General features: G+C 36.6%; 25 protein-coding genes, 1 other RNA gene and 1 pseudogene. 19 read left to right on the plus strand and 8 right to left on the minus strand.

From position 1 onward, the window contains the following. Positions 1-103: 103 nt before the first annotated feature. A complete protein-coding gene (locus FFR48_RS29395) occupies positions 104-334 on the minus strand; it encodes a HupE/UreJ family protein (RefSeq protein ID WP_268932427.1) in 231 nt (76 codons plus the stop codon). 597 nt (positions 335-931) lie between these two features. Between FFR48_RS29395 and FFR48_RS10700 the strand changes: the two genes are divergently transcribed. The 8 genes from FFR48_RS10700 to FFR48_RS10735 all read left to right on the plus strand — a co-directional run bounded on the left by FFR48_RS10700 (position 932) and on the right by FFR48_RS10735 (position 6,706). Further along, positions 932-1,276, plus strand: a complete 345-nt coding sequence (locus tag FFR48_RS10700; RefSeq protein WP_096569755.1) for a translation initiation factor — start codon at positions 932-934, stop codon at positions 1,274-1,276. Positions 1,277-1,412: 136 nt separating this feature from the next. After that, positions 1,413-1,577, plus strand: a complete 165-nt coding sequence (locus FFR48_RS10705; RefSeq protein WP_096572739.1) for a YqaE/Pmp3 family membrane protein — start codon at positions 1,413-1,415, stop codon at positions 1,575-1,577. Positions 1,578-1,657: 80 nt separating this feature from the next. Further along, complete coding sequence (locus tag FFR48_RS10710; RefSeq protein ID WP_137667360.1) at positions 1,658-2,308, plus strand: methyltransferase family protein; 651 nt, start codon at positions 1,658-1,660, stop codon at positions 2,306-2,308. Positions 2,309-2,390: 82 nt separating this feature from the next. Further along, positions 2,391-2,798, plus strand: coding sequence for a hypothetical protein (locus tag FFR48_RS10715; RefSeq protein ID WP_137667361.1), 408 nt, complete (start codon positions 2,391-2,393; stop codon positions 2,796-2,798). Between the two features lie 280 nt (positions 2,799-3,078). After that, entirely contained in the window at positions 3,079-5,091 is a 2,013-nt protein-coding gene (locus tag FFR48_RS10720) for a hypothetical protein (protein WP_137667362.1), read from the plus strand. Positions 5,092-5,567: 476 nt separating this feature from the next. Further along, on the plus strand, positions 5,568-5,960 hold the full coding sequence (locus FFR48_RS10725) for a DUF433 domain-containing protein (protein ID WP_137667363.1): 393 nt from the start codon (positions 5,568-5,570) through the stop codon (positions 5,958-5,960). Positions 5,961-6,053: 93 nt separating this feature from the next. Beyond that, a complete protein-coding gene (locus tag FFR48_RS10730; protein ID WP_096569763.1) occupies positions 6,054-6,269 on the plus strand; it encodes a hypothetical protein in 216 nt (71 codons plus the stop codon). Positions 6,270-6,286: 17 nt separating this feature from the next. Next, entirely contained in the window at positions 6,287-6,706 is a 420-nt protein-coding gene (locus FFR48_RS10735; RefSeq protein ID WP_096569765.1) for a PIN domain-containing protein, read from the plus strand. 67 nt (positions 6,707-6,773) lie between these two features. Here the strand turns inward: FFR48_RS10735 and nifJ are convergent, their stop codons facing one another. Continuing rightward, on the minus strand, positions 6,774-10,352 hold the full coding sequence (gene nifJ, locus FFR48_RS10740) for a pyruvate:ferredoxin (flavodoxin) oxidoreductase (protein ID WP_371851439.1): 3,579 nt from the start codon (positions 10,350-10,352) through the stop codon (positions 6,774-6,776). A gap of 516 nt (positions 10,353-10,868) precedes the next feature. Here nifJ and FFR48_RS10745 point away from each other — a divergent pair. The 6 genes and pseudogenes from FFR48_RS10745 to FFR48_RS10770 form a co-directional block, all read left to right on the plus strand. Next, positions 10,869-11,165 (plus strand): hypothetical protein, encoded by a 297-nt coding sequence (locus tag FFR48_RS10745; RefSeq protein ID WP_137667364.1) that lies wholly within the window; start codon positions 10,869-10,871, stop codon positions 11,163-11,165. Between the two features lie 11 nt (positions 11,166-11,176). Continuing rightward, on the plus strand, positions 11,177-11,575 hold the full coding sequence (locus FFR48_RS10750) for a type II toxin-antitoxin system VapC family toxin (RefSeq protein WP_137667365.1): 399 nt from the start codon (positions 11,177-11,179) through the stop codon (positions 11,573-11,575). Positions 11,576-12,100: 525 nt separating this feature from the next. Continuing rightward, on the plus strand, positions 12,101-12,841 hold the full coding sequence (locus FFR48_RS10755; protein WP_137667366.1) for a cytochrome c biogenesis protein CcdA: 741 nt from the start codon (positions 12,101-12,103) through the stop codon (positions 12,839-12,841). A gap of 67 nt (positions 12,842-12,908) precedes the next feature. Further along, positions 12,909-14,282, plus strand: coding sequence for a cytochrome c biogenesis protein (locus FFR48_RS10760; protein ID WP_137667367.1), 1,374 nt, complete (start codon positions 12,909-12,911; stop codon positions 14,280-14,282). Positions 14,283-14,362: 80 nt separating this feature from the next. Beyond that, on the plus strand, positions 14,363-15,064 hold the full coding sequence (locus FFR48_RS10765; RefSeq protein ID WP_137667368.1) for a serine/threonine-protein kinase: 702 nt from the start codon (positions 14,363-14,365) through the stop codon (positions 15,062-15,064). Between the two features lie 11 nt (positions 15,065-15,075). Beyond that, positions 15,076-15,171: pseudogene (locus tag FFR48_RS10770) on the plus strand (type II toxin-antitoxin system HicA family toxin); the annotation flags it as partial. A 56-nt stretch (positions 15,172-15,227) separates the two neighbouring features. Here FFR48_RS10770 and queF read toward each other — a convergent pair. The 5 genes from queF to FFR48_RS10795 form a co-directional block, all read right to left on the minus strand. After that, a complete protein-coding gene (gene queF, locus FFR48_RS10775) occupies positions 15,228-15,644 on the minus strand; it encodes a preQ(1) synthase (RefSeq protein ID WP_096569781.1) in 417 nt (138 codons plus the stop codon). Positions 15,645-15,730: 86 nt separating this feature from the next. Continuing rightward, positions 15,731-16,138 carry a hypothetical protein gene (locus tag FFR48_RS10780; RefSeq protein WP_096569783.1) on the minus strand — a complete coding sequence of 136 codons (408 nt, stop codon included), beginning with the start codon at positions 16,136-16,138 and terminating at the stop codon, positions 15,731-15,733. Positions 16,139-16,303: 165 nt separating this feature from the next. Then, on the minus strand, positions 16,304-16,687 hold the full coding sequence (locus FFR48_RS10785) for a phasin family protein (RefSeq protein ID WP_137667370.1): 384 nt from the start codon (positions 16,685-16,687) through the stop codon (positions 16,304-16,306). A 25-nt stretch (positions 16,688-16,712) separates the two neighbouring features. Then, positions 16,713-16,809: signal recognition particle sRNA small type (gene ffs, locus FFR48_RS10790), an RNA gene on the minus strand. A 37-nt stretch (positions 16,810-16,846) separates the two neighbouring features. Next, positions 16,847-17,113 carry a YciI family protein gene (locus FFR48_RS10795; RefSeq protein WP_096569787.1) on the minus strand — a complete coding sequence of 89 codons (267 nt, stop codon included), beginning with the start codon at positions 17,111-17,113 and terminating at the stop codon, positions 16,847-16,849. 135 nt (positions 17,114-17,248) lie between these two features. Here FFR48_RS10795 and FFR48_RS10800 point away from each other — a divergent pair, with 135 nt between their 5' ends. The 4 genes from FFR48_RS10800 (at position 17,249) to murD (ending at position 22,568) form a co-directional block, all read left to right on the plus strand. Further along, the gene (locus FFR48_RS10800; RefSeq protein ID WP_137667371.1) at positions 17,249-17,788 is read left to right on the plus strand and encodes a 2'-5' RNA ligase family protein; all 540 of its coding nucleotides are present in this window, start codon (positions 17,249-17,251) and stop codon (positions 17,786-17,788) included. Positions 17,789-17,910: 122 nt separating this feature from the next. Further along, the gene (locus FFR48_RS10805) at positions 17,911-18,663 is read left to right on the plus strand and encodes a glycoside hydrolase family protein (protein ID WP_137667372.1); all 753 of its coding nucleotides are present in this window, start codon (positions 17,911-17,913) and stop codon (positions 18,661-18,663) included. Between the two features lie 219 nt (positions 18,664-18,882). Further along, on the plus strand, positions 18,883-21,030 hold the full coding sequence (glyS, locus tag FFR48_RS10810) for a glycine--tRNA ligase subunit beta (protein WP_137667373.1): 2,148 nt from the start codon (positions 18,883-18,885) through the stop codon (positions 21,028-21,030). Positions 21,031-21,113: 83 nt separating this feature from the next. Continuing rightward, on the plus strand, positions 21,114-22,568 hold the full coding sequence (murD, locus tag FFR48_RS10815) for a UDP-N-acetylmuramoyl-L-alanine--D-glutamate ligase (protein ID WP_137667374.1): 1,455 nt from the start codon (positions 21,114-21,116) through the stop codon (positions 22,566-22,568). A 729-nt stretch (positions 22,569-23,297) separates the two neighbouring features. Here the strand turns inward: murD and ilvA are convergent. Further along, positions 23,298-24,809, minus strand: coding sequence for a threonine ammonia-lyase, biosynthetic (gene ilvA / locus FFR48_RS10820; protein ID WP_137667375.1), 1,512 nt, complete (start codon positions 24,807-24,809; stop codon positions 23,298-23,300). A 162-nt stretch (positions 24,810-24,971) separates the two neighbouring features. Between ilvA and FFR48_RS10825 the strand changes: the two genes are divergently transcribed. Continuing rightward, positions 24,972-25,236: leucine-rich repeat domain-containing protein (locus FFR48_RS10825; RefSeq protein WP_201277605.1), on the plus strand; the 265-nt coding region annotated here is incomplete at its 3' end.

The following is a 25,236-nucleotide window of genomic DNA, read 5'->3' on the forward strand; positions in this document are numbered from 1 at the left end:
TACCCCTAGCGCGTTTTGGGTACATATGTATATAATTGGTAATATTTTTCATCTTTGGTAGAACCACGGTATATTTTCCATTTACCGTTCTACCATTTTTCCGTTATATATTTCGGACAGGTCTAATAGAGAACAAGGCGATCGCTATTTCTATACCTGGGGCTATACTTGGTATATTTAATGAAGCTAAATGTATTATTTGTTCAAATAAAGCAGCAAATACAAAAGCTAAACCGATCCAAGCACCACCTACAAACCTAGCAGAAAGTAAACCAACAGCAACAATACTAGCTAATTGATCCAACTCAATCACTAGATCAGCGATACCCCAAATAAAACCTTCTCAACAGTTAGAAATAGTGTGCTTCATAAGTGATCCTCCGAATGAAGTGATCAGACTGATAAGAATTAAAGCAGCGATCGCTCCCATGAGACGATACGGTTTAGAAGTAGGTACTTAATTAGTACCATCAGATACAGATAATCTAGTTTTGAACATAGTGATGATAGATTAGATTATTCTTATTTGTTGTTTATATTACCCCAATTTTGACAAAAAATATCATAATTTAGGAGTATTCCAGAAATAACCTTGGATAAAAATTTATCATTAGTCGCCAGAAAGCTGATGCTTCCAGCACGCTTCGCGAACACCCGTACAAGAGTCAGGAGTCAGGAGTTAGGAGTGAGAATATTTTACTTAGAGAATGCTGTATGAGAATCTTCTAAATACTACAGGACTTACGCAAAACAGAACGAAAGTAGGGGTAATTCATGAATTACCCCTACATCAGAACCAGGTTTTTAGTCCAATATTGCCTAAGTCCTATATTAGTCAGTAATTAGTGAACAGTAATTGGTTAAAATAGCAGTAGGAAAAAATTTGAGTCTACTTGAGATTATTGCTGGATTGAATTAAGAATTAAATTGTATGTCTTCCTCTAAATCAAAATCTGACAAACTTATAATTTACCAAGAATTTGGTAATGATAACTCACCTGCTTTAGAACGTCCAGTACAAGAACTACCCCCAAACCAACAAAATGTAAGGGTACAAGCAACCCGCGCAGGGAGGAAAGGAAAAACAGTCACGGTTATTACCGGGTTTCAAACCAAAGCAGAAACCTTAACCGCTTTATTGAAACAGTTAAAAACCCAATGCGGTACAGGGGGAACTGTGAAAGAGAACGAAATTGAAATTCAAGGAGATCATAAACAGAAGATTTTAGAGATTTTAGTTAAGTTAGGTTACAAAGCTAAAATCAGCGGTGGTTAATGTAGGTGTTACTTCTGGGTGTTACTTCTGGGTGTTAATTCTGGGTGTTAGTTCGGGTTACTGTATCTTTTCAGGAATGCGAGTTAGAGAAAGTGATGTTAATAATAGAGATGTGGACAATGAACAGGAGAGTATTATGAATGACTTAATTAGAATCGTAATAGCAATCTTTTTACCACCTTTGGGAGTATTTTTACAAGTTGGTTTTGGTAAAGATTTTTGGATTAATTTACTGTTAACAATTTTTGGTTTTTACATTTTGGGTATTGTTCACGCAGTTTGGGTAATTGCGAAGAAGTAATTATGGCAGAGGGATAGGCGATATTTTCCTATCTCTCTATTTATTTAAACACTTGAAAAATTCTCACAAAAAGCCAGAATATGAAGGTAAAATATCCTATTAATTTTCACAAAGGTCTAACTTTTTTTATAGTGTTAGGACTAATGTTTTTCTACCATAACTTTACTATTGGAGCTTGGGTTTATCTTGCCCTTCATGGTACTTATGGTTTTCTTTGGTTACTAAAAGATCGTATTTTCCCAGATAAACAATGGGAACAAGAAATGCCCAATTTGATGGGAATTATTACCTTTATCATCTTAGGTTTATATTGGGTAGCACCATTTATTCTTATTAGCAGTGGTACTGTTCCACCTTTACCGTTAGTAACTGCGGCTATTTCTTTAAATATTGTGGGAGTGTTTTTACACTTTGCTAGTGATGCTCAAAAATACTATACACTCAAATACAAAACTGGACTAATTACAGAAGGTTTCTTTGCTAGATGTCGTAATACTAATTACTTGGGAGAAGTTTTGATTTATCTAGCATTTGCCATGTTAGCACAGCATTGGCTACCTTTTTTAATTCTGGGGTTATTTATAGCCATGATATTTGTTCCCAATATGCGGAAAAAAGATCAATCTTTGTCTCGATATCCTGAGTTTGAAGAATATAAAGAAAGTTCTGGGTTGCTGTTTCCTAAACTATTTATTTCCAGGAATCTCAAGAACGAAGAAACAACAGCTTAAAGCGAAATTGATTTGCTATAGAGTGAATCCATAAATATAGACAAATATAGACTTTTTACCTGTTTCCCAGAGGGAGAGTTTTATGAATTACAAAGCAATAACATTAGCGGCAATTTTGGGGATTTCTACACCTGCAATTATAGATGTAGCAATGCCTCAACCTGCGCTGGCACAAAAATTTAATTATCCCAAGGGAAATTTTGGTGATAAAGACTGGGAAGTAAGTTTGTCTTTTGATAATAATGTCTATTACTATTATGGAGAAAATCGCCGTAATCGTAATTCCAACATTAATCTATCTGGTGCTGTAACTTCAGGTACTAATGATCGGCAAGTTTATACTTGGAATAATAATGGTATGAAATATCGAGTAACTTGGCGACCTAGTGATCCTAATTTTATTCGGTTAGAGGTGGTTAATCCTGGTGGGAAGGTGATTTTAAATCGCATACTTCAGGCTATTAACTATGATGATGTGATCTCTCCATAGATTAAGTTTGGGTTTGATGATATTGGGTAATTGGTGAGAACTGATTACCTGTTTTTATTGGTGTTAATAAAAATCACTGTTATTAATTATATTTAAATATACATAAATATTTAATTGGTGGGTATATACATTTTAAACCCATATCATTATACTTACTGATGTGGGTTATATCTAAACAAGTTAATAATTTGACAAGATGATAGGTTTTGTGTTAAGTTGACAACGAAAACAATTTAATCATTTAAAAATACTACCGTTTTGAATTTGAAGGTATTTAGGTATGAAGAAGATCAATAATTCATCTGACTTGTTTAGTCTTAACCGTCGGATGTTTTTAAATCTGCTGGTTTCTAGTGTTGGAGTTTATTTAACTAAAGATGTAATTTTTCCAGAAATTGCGAGTGCGAATGATGATAGTTTCCAGGAAAAATATCATGTTTTTGTTCCTTATGATATTGCTAGAAGGGGTGGTATTCAAAACGTTACTTTGAGGTCTGGAAATTCTTATAAGTTAACAATCCCCCCAAGAATTATTGAAAATAACACCATTTCTATGCCTAAAATTGGGTTGCAAGGTAATGATGTCAAGTTTATTTTACATACTTTGTATGACCCCAATCTGAGAATAGCTGACAAGATTTATCAAGAAATTGATCAAGCTGATTTTCTGCGTAAATATACCACAAAAACCCAAGTAAAACAAATTTATGAATTAGTTGAAGATAGTGAATATATAGAAGATACTATTTCTCTGGATTTATTGCAATATTTGGTAGCTTCATCTAACTTAGATGAACAAATTCGACAAAGGTATGAAATAGCTCATCAAAATTGTCTATTAAATATCATTGAAAAAGCGATTGAAACAGCACTAGCTAAATCTGAACTTTCTGAAGATGATAAGAAAAGAATTAGAGGTACATATCAATATGTGAGAGCTTCAGAACCAGTTCCAGATTTTAGTTATCTGACGGAATTAGAAGCTATGATTACAGGTTCAGATATTCCTGTTGCCATTAAAAGATCCTATTCCCTTGCAAGTGCTAAATCTAGAGCTTTTACTGTAGATATAATCATTGTTAGGTTAATTAAAGAGAAATCAAAAGGGCAAACACAAGAAAAATATTTGCTAACTTATCAAGAAATCCGAGATGGTAAAAAGATATCTGAGCCAGAAACTTTAAAATCTCTAGATTCATTTATTCTCAATTCCGATATTTTAAACAGTTGTAAATTAGTATATTTAATGGCACAACATCGGTTCTTTGAAAATGCAAAACTTGTTGATCTCATAGCCAAAAATAACTTGACTAAGGAACTTTCCAAATCCTATAAGGAAGATTGGGGAAAAATTTTTGAGGTAGCTCTCCAAGTCAGTGATCAAGGTGGAGCTATTTTACCTACAATAACAGGTACACTTCATACTTTGGGAGCAGAAACAGCGACAGGCGTGTTATTAAGTCGAGCGCCTTTGACAGCAACTTTAGCCTATTTAGGTGGTGGTTCTGTAGCTGCTGGTGGGTTGGGAATGTTAGGAGGTTTAGCAGTAGTTACCGGGGGAGCAGCTTTAATAGGTGCAGCTGGTTTAGTATCTATTGCGCTGGTATCTCAGATGGACGGAGAAGACTATAAAAATTTAGGAATTGCCGCAGTGACAGGAACTTTAGTGGGTGCGGGTGCGGTTTTCATTGCTTGGACTGGTGCTTCTGCTTTAGGGGTAGCAGGTACGTTATCAGGAGCAGCTGCTATTACTACTATTATTTCAGCTTTGGGAGGGATAAGTGTTATTACTGGAGGAGCATCTTTAATAGGGTTTGGTGCTGGTTTTGTGGTGTGGTCATTTTTGAAAGGACAAAAACATAGAGATGGAAATATACTACATCAATTAGAATCAAGATTGTACACTTTAACAGAAATTCCATCTGATCCTGAGCTAAAAGATTTTATAGAGTTTCTTGACGAGGAATTAAATCAATATTCTCATATAGAAGGATTTTTGATTGCTCCTAATATTTCTATAGATAAGCTATCTAACGCTATATCTAGCTATGCAGATTCACTACTTGAAGCTGATGAAAAAATATTAGCAATGAAAAATACTGGTTTTTGGAATGATGGGAAGGAAGGTATTATTTTAACAAATAAAAAACTAATTTGGAAAAATGGATGGTCAGAACCTGAAAGCCTTGCTTTCTCTGCAATATCTGGTTCTCTAACATTACCGGAAGATAACATATATTTTTATAGGCTTATGAGAGAAATAGGAGAAATATATAGATATAGCAACCTTTAACATCTAGTTTTTGCAAATTAGCAAATAAATAATTTAATGTGGGTATTTGCCCACTTTTTAATATATTTTGATTATTTGTTGCCAATGATTCAAATTGACAAAGAGCAAGAAACTGACAAATATAAGAGAGAAAAGGTAGTATTATTGGAATAACTAGAGACTGCAAAAAAACTGTTAATGCAAGATTACAAAGTTATTCTGAATTTGTGATCGCTCTACTGGATGAAACTATTTATTTGTTCCTGAATGGTGAACCAGATACAGCACGATTGATTTTGAAAGATATATATTATGTTATAATGTCTCTACTAAAGTAGTTATCCAAATTAATTATGAACAGTCAAACTATACCTACCAAAGCACAAGTGTTGAATCCTGCAATAAAACTTTACAATTTTTGCGTTTTACCCAGGTGAAATCCATTGTCTATTGAGAATAGAGTCATTAATTGCTCAAGTTTGGTATCACCAATACCAATGCACAACTTGGACAAGATCCTCAAAATCTTAACATTCAACACTTCTGCTACCAAAGATATTACTAACTATTTCAGTTTTCTCTCTCCTGGAGATATTAGATTGAAAAACTCCAGAATTGGAATTGAAACAGTTTTATATGAATATCTTGATTGTGGACGCTCTCCAGAAGAAATTGCCCAAATATATCAATCAATTTCCTTAGAACAAGTATATGCGACAATTCTTTACTATTTACAGAACAAAGAAACTGTCAGCACTTACATGAAAAATTGGATCGAACATGGTCATAAAATGAGAGAACAACAGCGACTCAACCCTCCACCAGTATCAGAAAAACTCCGCCAACTGCGAAGAGAAAGAAAAGCGAAAATGCAAAACCATGACAATTAAATATTTAATCTATTCATTATGATGAAAGTGATTTGGAAGTTGATTTAAAGAATATGCTATAATCTACCCATATAAAATCAACATCACCAACCCATGAAAAAAATAGAAATTGAACTTGATCAAGCAACTTACGACAAAATAGAACAATTGACACAAACTCATCATTGTCAAGTTTCAGATTTAATCAAAGCCATGATTGAGCAACTAACTAAACCGGAAATAATCAATAATTCATTTATTGGTGAATGGTCTAATGATGCTGACTTAGTAGATAAAATGGTTGAAGATATTTTACAACATAGAAGTTAATACAAAATAATTGAGTTGTGAGAAAATCTTTAATTGATACAGATATAACCTCGGAAATTCGTAAAGGTAAAAATTCTAAAATAAACGCCAATGCTATTGCATACAGAGCAATATGGAAACATTATACAATTTCTGTGATTACTGTTTCCGAAATTATCAAGGGTTGGAGAAAACTAAATCGTAATGATCGCATTCAAGAATTTTTAGCGGATTTACCTGAAATGGAAATCCTACATTTAGACCAAAAAAGTGCAGAACTTTCAGGATTGATTCATGCTGATTTAGAAAGCAGTGGACAACCAATAGGATTAGCAGATGTATTAATAGCTTCTATCGCTATCCAAAACAATTTAATTTTAGTTACAGGTAACACTAAGCATTATCTGAAAATTCAAGCATTAGGTTATCCTTTAGTAATAGATAATTGGCGTAAATAAACAATTCTAATTAATAATTCGATAATAGGTAACAGGTAAAAACCCATTACCAATTACCTATTACCTATTACCTCTTAGCTAAATATTGATACATCTCCCAACGTGCATCAACTTCTGCTTGCGCTTGCGCTAACAATTGTTTAGCAATTTCCGGTTTACTCTTAACTAACATCTTAAACCTGTTCTCCTGATACATGGATTTTTCCACTGACTCAGAAGGTGCTTTCATATCCAATTGTAGGGGATTTTTACCCTGCTCTTGCAATGCAGGATTATAACGATATAACAACCATCTACCAGAGTCAACTAAGGCTTTTTGTTGTTGTAAACCGGTGGTCATATCAATGCCGTGAGCAATACAATGACTATAGGCAATAATTAAGGATGGACCATCAAAAGCTTCCGCTTCTAAGAATGCTTTTAATGTGTGTTCATCCTTCGCACCTAAAGCGACACTAGCCACATAAACATTACCGTAAGTCATGGCCATTAAACCTAAATCTTTCTTCGCTGCGGGTTTACCACTGGCGGCAAATTTAGCCACTGCTGCGGTAGGAGTTGCTTTGGAAGATTGACCGCCTGTGTTAGAATAAACTTCTGTATCCATAACCAAGATATTGACATTTTTACCACTGGCTAAAACGTGATCAATGCCATGAAAGTCAATATCATAAGCCCATCCATCACCACCTACTATCCACACACTTTTCTTGACTAAATAATCAGCGAGGGATTTTAGATTTTGGATTTTGGATTTGAGATTTTGGTCATTTTGAGATGCTGCAATTTCATCTAGTTTTTGTTTGAGAACTCCAACATTTTCCCGTTGTTCCCAAATATCTGCTTCGGTTTTTTGGGCATTTTTGAGGATATCATTTACCAAATTGTCCCCAACTTCACTATTTAATTGTTGCAATAATTCGGCTGCAAATTCTGCTTGTTTATCAATAGATAAACGATAACCAAAACCAAATTCGGCGTTATCTTCAAATAAACTATTGGACCATGCTGGACCCCTTCCTTCTGCGTTTTGAGTCCAGGGAGTTGTGGGGAGGTTTCCACCATAAATAGAAGAACAACCGGTAGCGTTAGCAATGAGTGAGCGATCGCCAAATAATTGTGTTAATAATTTAAGATATGGCGTTTCTCCACATCCTGCACAAGCACCAGAAAACTCAAACAATGGTTCTTGCAGTTGTTGTTGACGAATTTGATTTAATTTCAACTTTCTGCGATCGGGATTTGGTAAACTTAAAAAGAAATCCCAATTTTCTCTTTCCTGTTCTCTCAGGGGTAACTGCGGACTCATGTTGATAGCTTTTTTGCTGGGTTCTGCTTTATTTTTCGCAGGACAAACATCCACACAAATACTGCAACCTGTACAGTCTTCCGGTGCAACTTGGATAGTAAATTTCTGACCAGCAAAACTTTTATCTTTTGCATTTGCTGACTTAAAACTTGCAGGTGCATTGACTAACTTATCCGCTTCATAAGCTTTTGCACGAATAGCAGCATGAGGACAAACCATCACACATTTACCGCATTGAACGCAGACATCCTCATCCCAAACCGGTATTTCTTCTGCAACGTTGCGTTTTTCCCATTTTGCGGTTGCAGTGGGGAAAGTTCCATCTGCGGGTAAAGCACTTACAGGTAAGTCGTCACCTTCCCACACCATAATTTTACCCAAAACTTGATCCACAAATTCTGGTTTGGTGATTGGTAATTGGTAATTGGTAATTGGTGATTGCTGATTTTTCTTACTACTTGTTGTAGCAGGAATTTTGATTGCGTGGAGATTTTCTAAAGTGTTATCAACAGCTTTTAAATTCATGTTGACAACATCTGCACCTTTTTTACCATAGGTCTTTTCAATCGCTTGTTTAATTTTAGCGATCGCTTCTTTTTCTGGCAATACCCCCGCTAATTTAAAGAAACACACCTGCATAATCGTGTTAATTCTTCTACCCATCCCGCTATTTTTCGCCACCTGACTAGCATCAATAGCATAAACTTTCAGGTTTTTATCAATAATTTGCTGTTGCACTTTTACAGGTAAATTTTTCCAAACTTCCTTCGCAGGATAGGGACTATTTAATAAAAATGTCGCTCCGGTGGCAGCATTTTTTAAGATATCAATTGTTTCAATGAAACCCCAATGATGACAACCGATAAAATTAGCTTGGTTGATGAGATACGTTGAGCGAATTTTCTCAGCACCAAACCGCAAATGAGAAACCGTCATTGAACCAGACTTTTTAGAATCATACACAAAATAACCTTGAGCATTATTTTCTGTACCTTCCCCAATAATTTTAATTGAGTTCTTATTTGCACCTACCGTACCATCAGAACCCAAACCATAGAACATTGCACGCACAACGCTATCTGGTTCAGTAGAAAACCCAGGATCAAAATTCACAGAAGTAAAAGTGACATCATCATTAATCCCAATAGTAAAATGATTCTTGGGTTTTGATTGACGGAGATGATCAAAAACCGCTTTTACCATTGCAGGGGTAAACTCTTTAGAAGATAACCCATATCTACCCCCGACAATTTTCGGGAAGGTGGTTTTTTTCCATCCTTCATGGATAGCTGTAACTACTTCTAAATATAAAGGTTCACCTGCGCTTCCTGGTTCTTTAGTTCTATCCAAAACCGCAATAGATTTGACACTATTAGGTAAAGCTTCGATAAATCTTCCCACATCAAAAGGTTGAAAAAGTCGAACTTTGATCACTCCCACTTTTTCACCTTGGTTATTCAGATAATCTACAGTTTCATGGACAGTTTCACAACCAGAACCCATGAGAATAATTACCCGGTCTGCTTTGGGATGTCCATGATATTCATATAATTTATAATATCGTCCTGTTTGTTCTCCAAACTTGTCCATAATCCTTTGAACAATATCAGGACAAGCATTATAATAAGGGTTTGCACCTTCACGAGATTGAAAATAAACATCGGGGTTTTGTGCTGTTCCTCTTAACACTGGTTTATCAGGAGTTAAACAGCGTTGACGATGTGCAGAAACTAATTCTAAAGGTACTAATTCCCGTAAAACCTCGTCAGATAATAACTCAATTTTTTGCACTTCATGGGAAGTTCTAAACCCATCAAAAAAGTGTAAAAAAGGAACTCTGGTTTCTAAAGTTGCAGCTTGAGAAATAAGTGCAAAATCATGACTTTCTTGTACAGAAGCAGAACATAATAATGCAAAACCTGTACTTCTAGCAGCCATCACATCACTGTGATCACCGAAAATAGATAAAGCGTGGGTAGCTAAAGAACGTGCCGAAACATGAAGGACAAAACTGGTTAATTCTCCCGCAATTTTAAACAAATTGGGAATCATTAATAACAAACCTTGGGAAGCGGTGAAAGTTGTACTTAAAGCACCTGTTTGTAATGCACCATGTACCGCAGCAGCAGCACCACCTTCACTTTGCATTTGGGTGACATTGGGAATTGTACCCCATAAATTAGGTTTATTTTCTGCCATCCACGCATCAGCCCATTCACCCATATTTGATGATGGTGTGATCGGATAAATTGCGATTACTTCATTTAATTTGTAAGCTACATGCGCAACCGCTTCATTACCATCAATTGCGGCATAAGATTTAACCAATTTAGCCATGATTTTTCTTCCTGTGTCTTTTGTGGTTATTTCAAATTTACGCAGATCATCCTAAAATATAAGATTTGAAACTTGCTAAACTCAGGAAGTAATTTTGTTATATTTTCTACTTTTTTAAAGCTCACGCAGAGGCGCAGAGGCGCAAAGGAGGAGTTTTTTAAAAATATATGAAATTTGCTGTAATTACGAATTATTAATTATTGTAGCAGATGGTGAAAAATGAGGCTATTTGTATATTAATGATGTACTCAAGATGGGAAATGTTTGATTTGTTAAAGTTGACTGATTTTCAAGGGGTGGGGGTGCGGGTTTTTGGGAAAATCAGTTTGACGCTGTTGGGTTTTTGTGGGTATAATTAAATTATATTTTTCTGTGTTTTTACATATTCCAGGTAAATTATGAATTTTCCAGATCCAGAAATTGAACCCTAGATGTTTATTAGGAATATCGACATATAACATATATTTTATCTTCTATGCTAAAATATTATCTATCCTAAAAAAAGAGGTAAAGAATATGAGCAACATATCTATTCAAGAACAAACAACCTATAAACGAATTTCTGCAATTGTGGAAAATTTGATTGCTAATAACAGTGTATATCAAGAAAGGTTAGAAAGAGAACAGATGATTGAAAAAATGTATGAACTGTTTACTCGACCAAATTTAGGAGACGATGTAGAAACCATAGCTGATGATGACTTAACAGCAAGAATTAGTAAAATTTTAGCTTTAGAAGCAATAAGTGGTTTATTGAATGATTTAACACCAGAAGAAATGGCAATATTTGATGAAGCGGTAAAACGGAAATAAATAACAAAAACATGGGATATCTACTAGATACAAATATTGTTTCAGCAATTCTCAAAGAAAATCCAAAAGCAAATAATCGGTTAAAAATGTTAAATCGCCAAAATGAGCAAGTTTTTATTAGTGCGATGACTTACTATGAAATTGAGCGAGGACTTTTAGCTGTTAAAGCCGTGAGAAAAGTATTAGACTTTGAAAACTGGGTGAAAAAATACCAAGTATTGCTATTAGATGATATGGCGATTTTTAAAAAAGCATCAGAAATTTATGCTGACTTAAAACAAAGAGGTTTACCAATACAAGATGCAGATATATTTATAGCAGCTACCGCAATAATTCACGATTTAACCTTAGTTTCCCATGATTCCGATTTATCAAGAATCACAGGATTAAAATTAGAAAATTGGTTATAGAAATCAGTAATTAATCGTTCCCAGTCTCCAGACTGGGAATGCAAACCCAGAGGTTCTACCTCAAAAACAACCTATCAACTTAAAAACTCTAACTCTGTCTTCTCCGCGTCTCTGCGGTTCGTTTATTTTCTCTCAAACAAAAATTTTTACTCGTTTTTACTTTTTCCCAGACTCCAGACTGGTAACGTCAACCCAGAGGTTCTACGTCTAAAACAACTTATAAAACACCCTTGGATTATACATAAAATTATTATAAACACAGAACAACAAAATAATCAATCCCCAAACCCTATAAAATTCGTGAGTTATTGACACCATTATCAATAGTATTCTCAATAAACCCCTAGCTATTGCGAAAAAGTCACATCATCAACTTCTTTCCCAAAAAATAGATTAAAAAAAATTATCATTCAGCAAAACACTAAATTAAAGCTATTTTTTCCCACATTCAAAATTAGCAAGAAACAAAAAACCGAATAAGCTAGAATACAAACAGAGTCAGCCTTTGTAATTTAAAACATACCCATGCTGGAGAACCTGCAAACCCAAATTTATCAAATCGAACAATTTGCTAACACCCTGGTTACTAACCAACTCACTCACCTCAGTGTTGTCAGTATCGCAATTATTTTCGCTGCTGGTTTGTTGACCAGTTTAACACCGTGTATGCTATCAATGCTGCCAATTACTATTGGTTATATTGGCGGTTATGAAGCGAAAAGCCGACTACAAGCTGCTGCACAATCAACCTGGTTTGCATTAGGATTAGCTACTACATTAGCAGGTTTAGGAATTATAGCAGGTTTGGTAGGAAAAGTCTACGGTCAAGTAGGAATTGGTCTACCAATTATTGTGAGTATTCTTGCTATTATTATGGGGTTGAATTTATTAGAAGCTTTACCTTTACAATTCCCATCTTTAGGTGAAACAAATTGGATATCTAATGATTTACCTCCTGGTATTCGTTCATACTCTATTGGTTTAACATTTGGTTTAGTTGCTTCTCCTTGTAGCACACCAGTTTTAGCCAGTTTATTAGGTTGGGTTGCTAATACTCAAGATTTGCTTTTAGGTGCGGTTTTACTACTTGCTTATACTGCGGGATATGTGACACCTTTAATTTTAGCAGGTACGTTTACTGCAACAATTAAAAAACTGCTAGAATTGCGTCGTTGGTCTGGTTGGATAAACCCCGTTAGCGGTGCTTTGTTAGTAGGTTTTGGTGTGTTTTCTTTACTTTCTCGTCTTCCTCTTGGTAGTTTCTAAAGTGATAAACCGCAAAGTACGCAAAGTACACAAAGAAGAGAGCAAGAATTTATTACCTTTGTAAACCATGACTTTAGATAATTCAACATCCCCAGAAGTTAATTTGTTTTCTGTTCCGGTTCGTTTCTTGAAACGGGAAGTTTTACCTGTGCTAACAGATTTAAGGTTGGCAATTATGCTGTTATTAATAATTGCTGTTTTTAGTATCAGTGGTACAGTAATTGAACAAGGACAAACACCAGCTTTTTACCAGGCTAATTATCCAGAACATCCCGCTTTATTTGGTTTTTTGACTTGGAAAGTGATTCAAGTTGTGGGTTTGGATCATGTTTATCGTACTTGGTGGTTTTTGGCTTTATTAGTGTTATTTGGTACGAGTTTAACTGCTTGTACTTTTACCCGTCAATTACCTGCTTTAAAAGCTGCTCAAAAATGGCAATATTATGATGATCCGAAGAAGTTTAAAAAGTTAGCTTTGAGTGCAGAATTAAATGATGTTGTTCTAAATTCTATCACTCCAATTTTAACAAAAAACCGTTATAAAATCTTTCAATCATCAGAAAAAAATGATATTCTTTATGCTCGCAAAGGTATAGTCGGACGCATTGGACCGATTATTGTACATATCGGTATTGTGATGATTTTACTGGGTGGTATTTGGGGAGCAATGACGGGTTTTATGGCTCAAGAAATGATTGCTTCTGGTGATACTTTCCAGGTAAAAAATATCATTGATGCGGGTGCTTGGTCTGCTCAAGATGTATTAAAAGATTGGTCAGTAAAAGTTAATAGATTTTGGATTGATTATACTCCCAAAGGAGGTATTGATCAATTTTATTCTGATTTATCTGTGTTAGATAATGAAGGTAAAGAAATAGAGCATGAAAAAATTTATGTGAATAAACCTTTGCGTTATCATGGTGTGGTTTTTTATCAAACAGATTGGGGTATTTCTAGCGTTAGAATTAAACTCAATAATAGTCCCATTTTCCAATTACCAATGGCGTTGTTAGATACTAAAGGTAAAGGTAGACTGTGGGGTACTTGGATACCTACAAAACCAGATTTAAGTGAAGGTGTTTCTCTGTTAGCTAAAGATTTACAAGGCATGGTTTTAATCTATGATGGTCAAGGAAAATTAGTAAATACTGTGCGTTCAGGAATGTCTATTCCTGTAAATGGGGTAAATTTGAAAGTTGTTGATGTGGTAGGTAGCACGGGTTTACAAATTAAGTATGATCCGGGTATTCCGATTGTTTATAGCGGTTTTGCTTTGTTGATGTTGGGTGTGGTAATGAGTTATTTTTCCCATTCCCAAATTTGGGCTTTGCAAAAAGATGATGTTTTGTATATTGGTGGTAAAACTAACCGCGCTCAAGTAACCTTTGAAAGAGAGGTTTTGGGAATTTTAGAGCAACTGACTCAACCAGCTACAAAATAATTTTTTTGATTTGGGCAACAATAGCAATTAAGTGGTGTATTTTATAGGTATGATACCGCTAATTAAGGTGCGTATATCCTATGGATAAATCAAAAATACAGTCACTAATTGCTATTATCCACCAAGAACTTATTCCCAATTTCGTGATTGAAAGTGTCCATCCCCACAACCCGATAGAAGTACGCGCTATCCCCTCTCCCTGGGAGTTGTTGGGTACAGGAAACTATGCAGCGGTGGTTGTTCATCCTGAATATCCTGATGTGGTGGTGAAAATGTACGCACCTGGTCGTCCTGGGTTTGAGGAAGAATTGGAGGTCTACCAGCGTCTTGGTTCTCATCCTGCTTTTTCTGAGTGTTTTTATGCTCATGATGGTTTGTTGGTTTTGAAAAGATTATTTGGTGTTACTCTTTATGACTGTTTACACCGGGGTTTGCGTATTCCTCCCAAGGTAATTAAAGATATTGATTATGCTTTGGACTATGCTCGCACTCGCGGACTTTACCCCCATGATGTACATGGTAAAAATGTGATGATGTTTGAGGGTAGGGGTTTGGTGGTGGATATTTCTGATTTTCTGCAACAGGAAAAATGCTCAAAATGGGATGATTTAAAAAGAGCTTATTATTTGATATATCTACCTATTTTTTATCCTTTGCGGTTACGAGTTCCTCATCCTTTGTTAAATAAAGTCCGTAAAATTTACCGTTTTATTAGGTCTATTTCTGGTCATATTTTGGCATTTGTTAATAAGTTAATGGGTAAGAAGTCTCTCAAAAATTAATCAGGTTAATTATGCCTAATAAAATTAGGGAATTAAAGAAAATGCTCAAAAAAGCAGGTTTCACAGAACGTCCAGGTAAAGGAAGTCACACTAACTGGACTCATCCATGATATCCTGGAAGAATTACAATATCAGGTAAGGATAGTAAAGATTACATACCTGATTATTTGCGTTTTTTATGCTTTACTTCCACAACTGTATGCACATTTCCACGGGGAGTAAAATCAGCTTTGACTGTCATTTTCAAAGGATCACAAGCTGCAACTACATCATCTAAAATTTGATTTGCTGTTTCTTCGTGGGAAATATAGCGATCGCGGTAACTGTTAATATACAGTTTTAAAGCTTTTAATTCTACTACCTTTTCATCTGGTACGTAGGAAATGTAAATAGTCGCAAAGTCAGGATAACCGGAAAAGGGACATTTACAGGTAAATTCAGGCAAAGTAATATCAATATTATATTCTCTACCTATACGCGGATTGGGAAAGGTAATTAGTTTTCCTTCTTCAATCTCACGTTCACCATATTTCATTTCTGGTTTGCTTGGGGGTACAGTCTCAGACAAGGAATTACTCATAAAATGATTCTGGAAATTATTCTAGAAAAATGCAGAGATTCATGAATACTAATAATAATTTAACATTGACAACACCTGTTTCACGCTTAAAATTCACTGCTGCTCTTTTCCCAGTCTGGGCAATTTTCGTCATCCCAACCATGAGGGTGCATAGCGCAAACTAACAAATTACCACCATAAGCTTGACCATGATAATTGCTGCAACCTATACAAGCAGGATTTTTTTCCGCTGTCGCTTCCACTTGATATGGAAAACCTGGATCTACATCTGCTACCACGTCTTCCAGTTCCCAGTATACTTCCATCAGCGGTTCTGCTAATTCCTGTAAATACTGGTCAATTTCCGCAGCAATGTTATTCTGCACCTCGAAGGTAATTTCTTCCGTTAGCTCAAAAAAAGCATCTACCATGTCATTAATTCCTTGGAAGAAGTTTTCGACTTCATCAGTCACAGTTTCGATGATATCAACTAAGTCTTTTTGCCACGGTTCCATAAGCTTAACTGTGTTACTGGCTACAAACAGGACGCTTCCGGGTTCTCGGTTGTAAGTGCGATAATAACTAGAATATAGCCATCAATGCAAATCAAACCAGTGTTAGATTTAGCGCCATCCCCCAAATTACCATTTTTACTGATGTTCAGGGTGAAAAATTAGTTTTTACTGATCGAGTTTAAGCTGTTCTAATTGTTTTTTCAGGTCTAGCACTTGTTGACGCAGGTGATCCACGTTTTCTTTGGGAGTTTGTTTAACAGTCGGTTCTTCATCTTCCCCTATTATTTCGATGCGACGGGGTTCAGAAGCTTCTGTTTTTTCTGTGGTTTCACCAGGTGTCTGGGGTTGTTGGGCTTGTCTCATCATATCTTCTACGAAACGACGAGCTTCTTCTGTGTTCATTTCACCCTTGGCTACCATCTCGTCAGCCAGTTTTTGGACTTGCGATCGCAGTTCCGCTAATTTCCCCCCTGCTTTTTCGCCTGCGTAAGAAGCCAAGCCTACACCCAGGTAAAAAGCTTTTTGTACAATATCTCCAAAACCAGGCATTGCTGCAAAGCACTCCTAAAAATAGGGCGACCCGGAGACTACGCCTATCGCAAGCATCCCGTATTGCTGCTACCTTCCGGTCCTGACAAAGTTTGGGCGTTGAGATCGCATAGATCCAGGTCTGAAATAATCATAACATCAAATTTCTAAAAATGTGCATCATTCCACAACAATTTTCCATTCGTAAAGCTGATAACTCACACAACCGTTGACTACTAAGGGATCAGCAGCCACGATGGCCTGCGCTTCATCCATTGAAGCCGCCTCAAATAACATCATCCCCCCTCCCCTTTGCGCCCAATATCCCGTTTTAGCTTTATGTCCTTTATCCATCAATGCTTTGACGTAAGCTGTATGGGCTGGTACATATTGATCAAAGGTGGGCTTATCCACTAAACCTGCTTCAATTTTGACAAACCAAGGCATAATAATTAGGTAGTTTAGATTTTTCTTAAATTATCATATTGGTGATTGGTAATTGATAATTGATAATTGATAATTGATAATGGGTAATAGGTAATTGGGTTATTAACTTCCTCCTGACTCCTGACTTCTAAAATTATGAATCGCTTTTTTATTGCTATACTTCCACCCCAACATATTCAAGATTACGCTAACGAAATTAAACAACATTTTGTTAATAATTATGGTAGTCGCGGCGCTCAAAATTCCCCTCCACATATCACTCTACAGCCTCCTTTTATGTGGGAAAAAAAGGAAATATCAATTTTAGAAACCTTTATGGAAACTTTCGCCAAAAAGCAGAATTACTTACCCATTACACTTGATGGTTTTGCGGCTTTTTCTCCTCGTGTTATATACATGAATGTAGTAAAAAGTCAAGCACTTTTAAAGTTACAATTAGATTTAATGAATGATATAGAAAGTAGTTTGGGAATCATCGGTAAAGATGGGAAAAATCACTCTTTTACACCCCATCTTACCGTAGCCAGGAGAGATTTAAAAAAACATCATTTTCCTGCTGCTTGGAATGACTTTCAAGAACGTCAGGTATATTTTGAATTTACCGCATCTCATCTGACCTTGCTACTCCATGACGGCAGACAGTGGAACGTAAAATCAGAGTTTTCTTTTCAGTAATGAATCTTTAAAAAGATTTACCTTTTTTTAACCATAAAAATCTATCCTTTGGTGGATAATGAGGGAATAGTAAGTTGATTTTCCAACTATCTCCCAGTATACCAGTATATCAGTATAACGTTATGACAACCAAATTAATTCTCAATTCTAATGAAATCCTTAAATTAGGATCTGAAGGGGCAAAAGTTGAGCAGTTGCAACAAATATTAAAAATTCTCAACTTTGATCCTGGCATTATAGATGGTAATTTTGGGAATAAGACTGTAGTAGCAGTGAAACAGTTTCAAACAGCAAAAAAACTTGAAGCTGATGGGGTGGTGGGAATAGGCACTCAGACGGTTTTAAACAATGCTTTAAATGATTTAGAGAAGGCGAGTTTAGTTCTTTATGGTGGTGCAACTGGTAAACTACCTTTACCAGGGGTGGCGCTGATTAAAGAATTTGAAGGTTTGTATTTGAAGGCTTATCCTGATCCTTTAACTGGTGGTAAACCAATTACTATTGGTTGGGGAACGACTCGCAAGAAAAATGGTGGTGAGTGGAAATTAGGTGAAACAATTACTAAAGTAGAAGCGGAAGAGTTGTTAATGTTGCAGTTAGAAAATAGCTATCTGCCAACTTTAGAGAAAATTCCTGTATGGGATGTGTTGAATGTTAACCAACAGGGTGCTTTATTGAGTTTTAGTTATAATTTAGGTGCTAATTTCTATGGTGCAAATAATTTTGAGAGTATGACCAGAGTTTTAAAGAATCAACAATGGGATGAAATTGAAGAGACTTTTGTTAAATATAGAAACCCTGGTAGTTCAGTGGAAGCAGGGTTAAGAAGGAGGAGATTAGCAGAGGCTAAATTGTTTTTGACTCCAGTAAGTTAAAAAAATTAAATCATGTAGGTTGGATTGAGGAACGAAACCCAACATTTACAAACCAAAACTTACGGAATTTTGTTGGATTACGCTATCCCTTAACCCAACCTTGTATCTTAGAGGAGGTTGCATTGATAACTATCTGCTCAGAGAAGTTACACATCTTGTTCACCACAGCCTGATCACAGGGTAAACTGATGGAATTGACTGATCAACATTAGTGAACTTATGACTGCGTTTTTATTAGAAGTTGGTACAGAAGAACTACCCGCAAGCTTTCTGAGTGGTGCGATCGCACAATGGCGATCGCGTATTCCTCAAACTCTAGAAGCTAATAGTCTCAAAGCGGAAACGGTGGAAGTTTTTGGAACTCCCCGACGGTTAGCAGTTCTCATCACCGGTTTACCATCCCAACAACCAGACAAAGAAGAAGAAATTAAAGGACCACCTGCACAAGCCGCATTTAAAGATGGTCAACCTACAAAAGCAGCAGAAGGTTTCGCTAAAAAACAAGGTGTGGAACTGTCAGCTTTAGAAGTGCGTTCTACGGATAAAGGCGACTTTGTTTTTGTTAATAAAAAGACAGCAGGACGACCAGTAGCAGAAATATTAACAGAACTCGTTCCCCAATGGGTTTGGAATTTGGAAGGAAAGCGGTTAATGCGGTGGGGAAGCGGTGACGGTAGGTTTTCCCGTCCTATTCGCTGGTTAGTTGCTTTATTAGATGGGGATATTTTACCCTTAGAATTGCAGAACGGTGAAAAGATAGTTAAAAGCGATCGCATTTCTCCAACCCATCGCGTTTTACATCCCGAACCTGTCAGCATTTCCCACGCAACAGAATATGTAAATACCTTGCGTTCTGGTTATGTGATTGTTTCCCCAGAAGAACGGGAAAAAATCATTGTTGAACAAGTCAAAACTGCAGTGCAAAAATTAGGCGGTTTTACAGAAATTTACCCAGACTTATTAGAAGAAACGACGAATTTAGTAGAATATCCGAGTGCGGTAGTTGGTAAATTTGAGGATGAATTTCTCAAATTACCTACAGAAGTTTCTACCACAGTCATGGTAACGCACCAGCGTTATTTTCCGGTATTTAAGACAGCGGAAAATCAGGAATTATTACCTAAATTCGTCACCGTTTCTAACGGCGATCCTGTAAAATCAGATATCATTGCTGTTGGTAATGAAAGAGTAATTAGGGCGCGTTTAGCAGATGGGAGATTTTTCTATGAAGCTGATTTAGCGAAACCTTTAGAAAGCTTTTTACCGCAATTAGAAACAGTTACATTTCAAGAAGATTTAGGTTCAGTTAGGGGCAAAGTTGAGAGAGTTGTAAACATAGCAAATCTCATTTCTCAACAATTGCAATTAGCAGAAAATCAAAGTCATAAAATTCAAAGGGCAGCTTTATTATGTAAAGCGGATTTAGTCACCCAAATGGTGTATGAATTTCCTGAACTACAAGGTATTATGGGGGAAAAATACGCCTTAGCTAGTGGTGAAGATGCAGAAGTAGGAAAAGCAATTTTTGAACATTATTTACCCAGAAATGCTGATGACATTCTACCGGAAACATTAACCGGGCAAATAGTAGGAATAGCTGATAGACTAGATACATTAATTAGTATCTTTGGTTTGGGTTTAATTCCTTCAGGTTCATCCGATCCCTTTGCATTACGTCGCGCTGCAAATGCGATCATTAATATTACGTGGTTTTCTAATTTGCAGATAAATTTAGAGAAGCTATTAGAACAGATAGCGACAAATTTTGCATCTGCATTTAATAAAGATGCCAAATCTTTAATATCCACATTACGGGAATTTTTCCTACAAAGGATTCGGACTTTATTACAAGAAGAAAAACAGATAGATTATGACTTGGTAAATGCGGTATTGGGAGATGATCAAGAATATACAGAACGTGCATTACAGGATTTATTGGATGTACGCGATCGCGCAATTTACTTACAACAAATCCGCAAAGATGGTACATTAGAAAAAATCTATGAAACCATTAACCGTTCTACTAGACTCGCTGCACAAGGTGATTTAGATTTTCAGCAGTTAGAACCAAAAACATTAATTAATCCCCAATTATTCCAAAAATCATCTGAATCAGCATTCTACAACGCCCTAGTAGAATTAGTACCCCAAACCCAAACCGCACAGCAAACACGCAACTATCAACTGTTAATAGCAGCATTAGAAAAAATTGCTCCCACCGTGAGTAAATTCTTTGATGGTGAAGATAGCGTGTTAGTCATGGACCCAGATGTAAATATTAAGAGAAATCGGTTAAATTTGCTGGGTTTATTGCGAAATCATAGCCGTGTATTAGCTGATTTTGGCGCGATTGTGAAAAATTTGTAGCAAAAATCAACAAAAAGAGGTGTAATTTTTGCCAATTAACGCTAGTATAGGATAGCTTAACCAGGGATGATGCTAAACAGTCTATGCCAGAAGCTATTGTGATAGGATTGGGAAAGTCCGGTATTGCTGCGGCAAGATTGTTGAAACAGGAAGGATGGGAGGTGGAACTTTGCGATCGCAATACCTCCCCAAACCTCCTGGAACAACAACAACAACTTGCTCAAGAACAAATTACCGTCAAATTAGGACACACTCCAGATTTTGAAAGTTTAAATTTAGCCAACACATCGCCTAAATTAATAGTAGTGAGTCCTGGTGTACCTTGGGATATTCCGATCTTGTTAAAAGCGCGAGAGTTAGGAATAGAAACCATTGGGGAAATGGAACTCGCATGGAGACATTTGCAAAATATTCCCTGGGTAGCAATAACTGGTACAAATGGGAAAACCACAACCACCGCGTTAACTGCTGCCATTTTTCAAGCTGCCGGTTTTAACGCCCCTGCTTGTGGTAACATCGGTTATGCTGCTTGTGAAGTAGCTTTAAAGGGAACAGGGAACACTTCGACAAGCTCAGTGCATCGCAGGGAACAGGGAACAGAAAGTAAAATCCAAAATTCTGTAGATTGGATTATAGGTGAATTAAGTAGTTATCAAATAGAATCTTCTGTGACGCTTGCACCGAAAATTGGTATTTGGACAACCTTCACACCGGATCATTTAGCCCGTCATAAAACCTTAGAAAATTACTACAATATTAAAGCCAAACTGTTAAATAATTCCCAGTTACAAATATTTAACGGAGACGATGTTTATTTAAACAAAGCAAGTTTAAATCAGTGGTCTGATGCTTATTGGACAAGTGTTAAAGGGGCAGAATTTTTAATAGGTGAAAAAGGTTTTTATATAGAAAATGGCTGGGTAATAGAAAAATTATCTGCAACTTCTGAACCTCAGAAAATTGTTGAAGTTTCTGCTTTGCGAATGGTAGGAGAACACAACCAACAAAATCTATTAATGTCCGTTGGTGCAGCGAGATTAGCAGGAATAGAAATTGCAGCAATTTGTCGCGCTGTGAGTGAATTTCCTGGTGTTCCCCATCGTTTAGAACATATTTGTACATGGTCAGGAATTGACTTTATTAATGATAGTAAAGCTACAAATTATGATGCAGCAGAAGTAGGTTTAGCATCGGTAAAAAGTCCAGTGATTTTAATAGCTGGTGGTGAAGCAAAAGACGGAGATGATACAGCTTGGTTAAAGAAAATACAAGATAAAGCTGCTGCTGTTTTACTCATTGGTAGTGCTGCAAATGCCTTTGCTCAAAGATTACAAGAAGTGGGATATAATAACTTTGAAATTGTGGAAACAATGGATAAAGCTATTCCCAGATCCGCAGAATTAGCGAAAAAATACCAAGCGTCAGTAGTGTTATTATCTCCAGCCTGTGCAAGTTTTGATCAATATCCAAATTTTGAAGTTAGGGGTGAACATTTTCGGGAGTTGTGTTTAAATTGGGTGGATAAAATGCAGGGATAATTTAGCACAGATAGACGCAAATGAAAGAAAAAATTTAAAATATCTGCGTTTATACCAAAAATCCCAATTGATAAAACATCACCGTAACAAAACGAAAAACTCTCTAAAAAAGTCTTACCTTTGCGTACTTTGCGTCCTTTGCGGTTAAAATAAAAATAAATGTACACATTTAGGATCATCCCCATTCATCTATGGATAAAAAATATAAATTAACTCTGAGGATAGATAAACTATAAAGTTCATAAATGCTTAAATTCAATAGAGTCTTTCACTTCTGTAAAACAAGGTTTGGTAAAAAAACCAAGCCTTTTTTATCAATTGATAATTGATAATTGACAATTGTTTCATTAAAATTTTAAGTATTTGTGCAAAATCTGAAAACTATTCGTTTACTCACTTTTATTGTTTTACAGCTATTTTCAGGTAAATAAACCACATTTTGATTGAGGTTTCGCGTCAACAATGTAGGGGCGTTCGCGAAGCGTGCTGGAAGCATCAGCATTCGGACAATTAATTATCGGTTTTTACCTAAGACTATCATCCGAATGCTTCGCCCTTACTGTGGTCTAAAGACATGAAAACTGCTGTAGGATGGTTAAAATTAAAATTGTTAATTCAGGTAAATAAAAAGTAAAAAATGGCGGGCAAGATGCCCACCCCACAAGACTTTTCTTATTACTTCCTTTCTTCCTTTGCGTCTTTGCGTCTTTGCGTGATATATAAAATAAACTAACCCAAAAACAACTGATAAGCAGGATTTTGACTTTCATCCCAATAACGATAACCCAAAGAATCAAGAAACTCCTGCCATTGATTCATTTCATGGGGTGGAACTTGCATTCCTACCACAATTCGTCCATAATCTGCCCCATTATTGCGATAATGAAATAAGCTAATATTCCAATCAGGAGACATAGAACCCACAAATTTCATTAACGCCCCAGGACGTTCAGGAAATTCAAACCGATATAATAATTCATGATCAGCAAGTTGAGAATGTCCCCCTACCATGTGCCGTAAATGCAATTTTGTTAATTCATCATCGGTTAAATCAATTGTTTTTAAACCGTTATTTTCAAACTTTTCTACAATTTTCGCAGCATCGGCGCGGTTTTCAATTTGCACACCGACAAAAATATGCGCTTCTTTGGTATCGGCAATGCGATAATTAAATTCTGTTAAATTGCGATCGCCTAAACATTCACAAAACTGACGCAGACTTCCCGGTTTTTCAGGAATATTCACCGCAAAAATCGCTTCTCGACGTTCTCCAAATTCTGCCCTTTCTGCCACAAACCGCAAGCGGTCAAAGTTCATGTTAGCACCGCAAGCGACGGCAACTAAGTTTTTTCCTTGTATTTGTTCTCGTTCTGCATAGACTTTAGCAGCAGCTACAGCTAATGCTCCCGCAGGTTCTAAAATAGAACGGGTATCTTCAAAAACATCTTTTATCGCTGCACAGGTAGCATCGGTATCCACCAAAATAATTTCATCTACATATTCCTGACACAAGCGGAAGGTTTCCTCTCCCACTTCCCGCACTGCTACCCCATCAGCAAACAAACCCACCTGAGATAAGCGTACCCGATGACCGGCTTTAAGAGATTGAGACATAGCATCAGCGTCTACTGGTTCGACACCGATAATTTTGATTTCGGGACGCAAACGTTTAACGTAAGCTGCAATACCCGCAATTAAACCACCACCGCCAATAGCGACAAAAATTGCATGGATAGGTTGTTGATATTGGCGTAAAATTTCCATACCAATAGTTCCCTGGCCAGCAATGACATCAGGATCATCAAAGGGATGTATAAAGGTTAACCCTTTTTCCGCTTCTAATTGACGGGCGTGGGCGTAAGCGTCATCATAGGTATTTCCATATAAAACCACCTCTCCCCCCCGTGCTTTGACGGCGTTAATTTTTACTTGGGGAGTGGTGACGGGCATAACAATAATAGCTTTTGTACCTAAGCGACTGGCAGATAAGGCTACACCTTGGGCGTGGTTTCCCGCAGATGCAGCAATTACACCTTGTTTGAGTAAGTCTGGGGGTAGGTTGGCCATTTTGTTATAGGCACCCCGCAGTTTAAAGGAGAAGACAGACTGCATATCTTCCCGCTTGAGTAGGAGTTTGTTGTTGATACGGTGGGAGAGGTTGGGGGCATATTCCAGTGGTGTTTCTTGGGCTACATCGTAAACGCGGGCAGTAAGGATTTGTACCAGGTAGTCGCAATACATGGGCTATAGATGCAATGTTGGGTTGGATTGTTAATTTTACCGCTTGTTGACTATGTAATGTATTTGAGAGGATGAAGTTTCAAGTTCTGACTTTGATAATCTTTGTTTTTAAGGGAAAATAATTCATAATCAATCTTTTTTCTTTTCCCTGCTTCCCTAGCGATGACTGATCAAAAACTGCTGCAAATTATTCAACAAGCTGCCAGAAACAAAGTAATTACATTAGACCTTTCTGGCAAAGGCTTAAAAAATCTGCCTGATGCGATTAAACAACTCACCAACCTCAGCGAGCTTGACCTCAGTCACAATCAACTGACAACCTTGCCTGATGCGATTAAACAACTCACCAACCTCAGCTGGCTTGACCTCAGTCACAATCAACTGACAACCTTGCCTGATGCGATTAAACAACTCACCAACCTAAGCG

The organism is Sphaerospermopsis reniformis, assembly GCF_005402885.1.
GTDB lineage: Bacteria > Cyanobacteriota > Cyanobacteriia > Cyanobacteriales > Nostocaceae > Sphaerospermopsis > Sphaerospermopsis kisseleviana.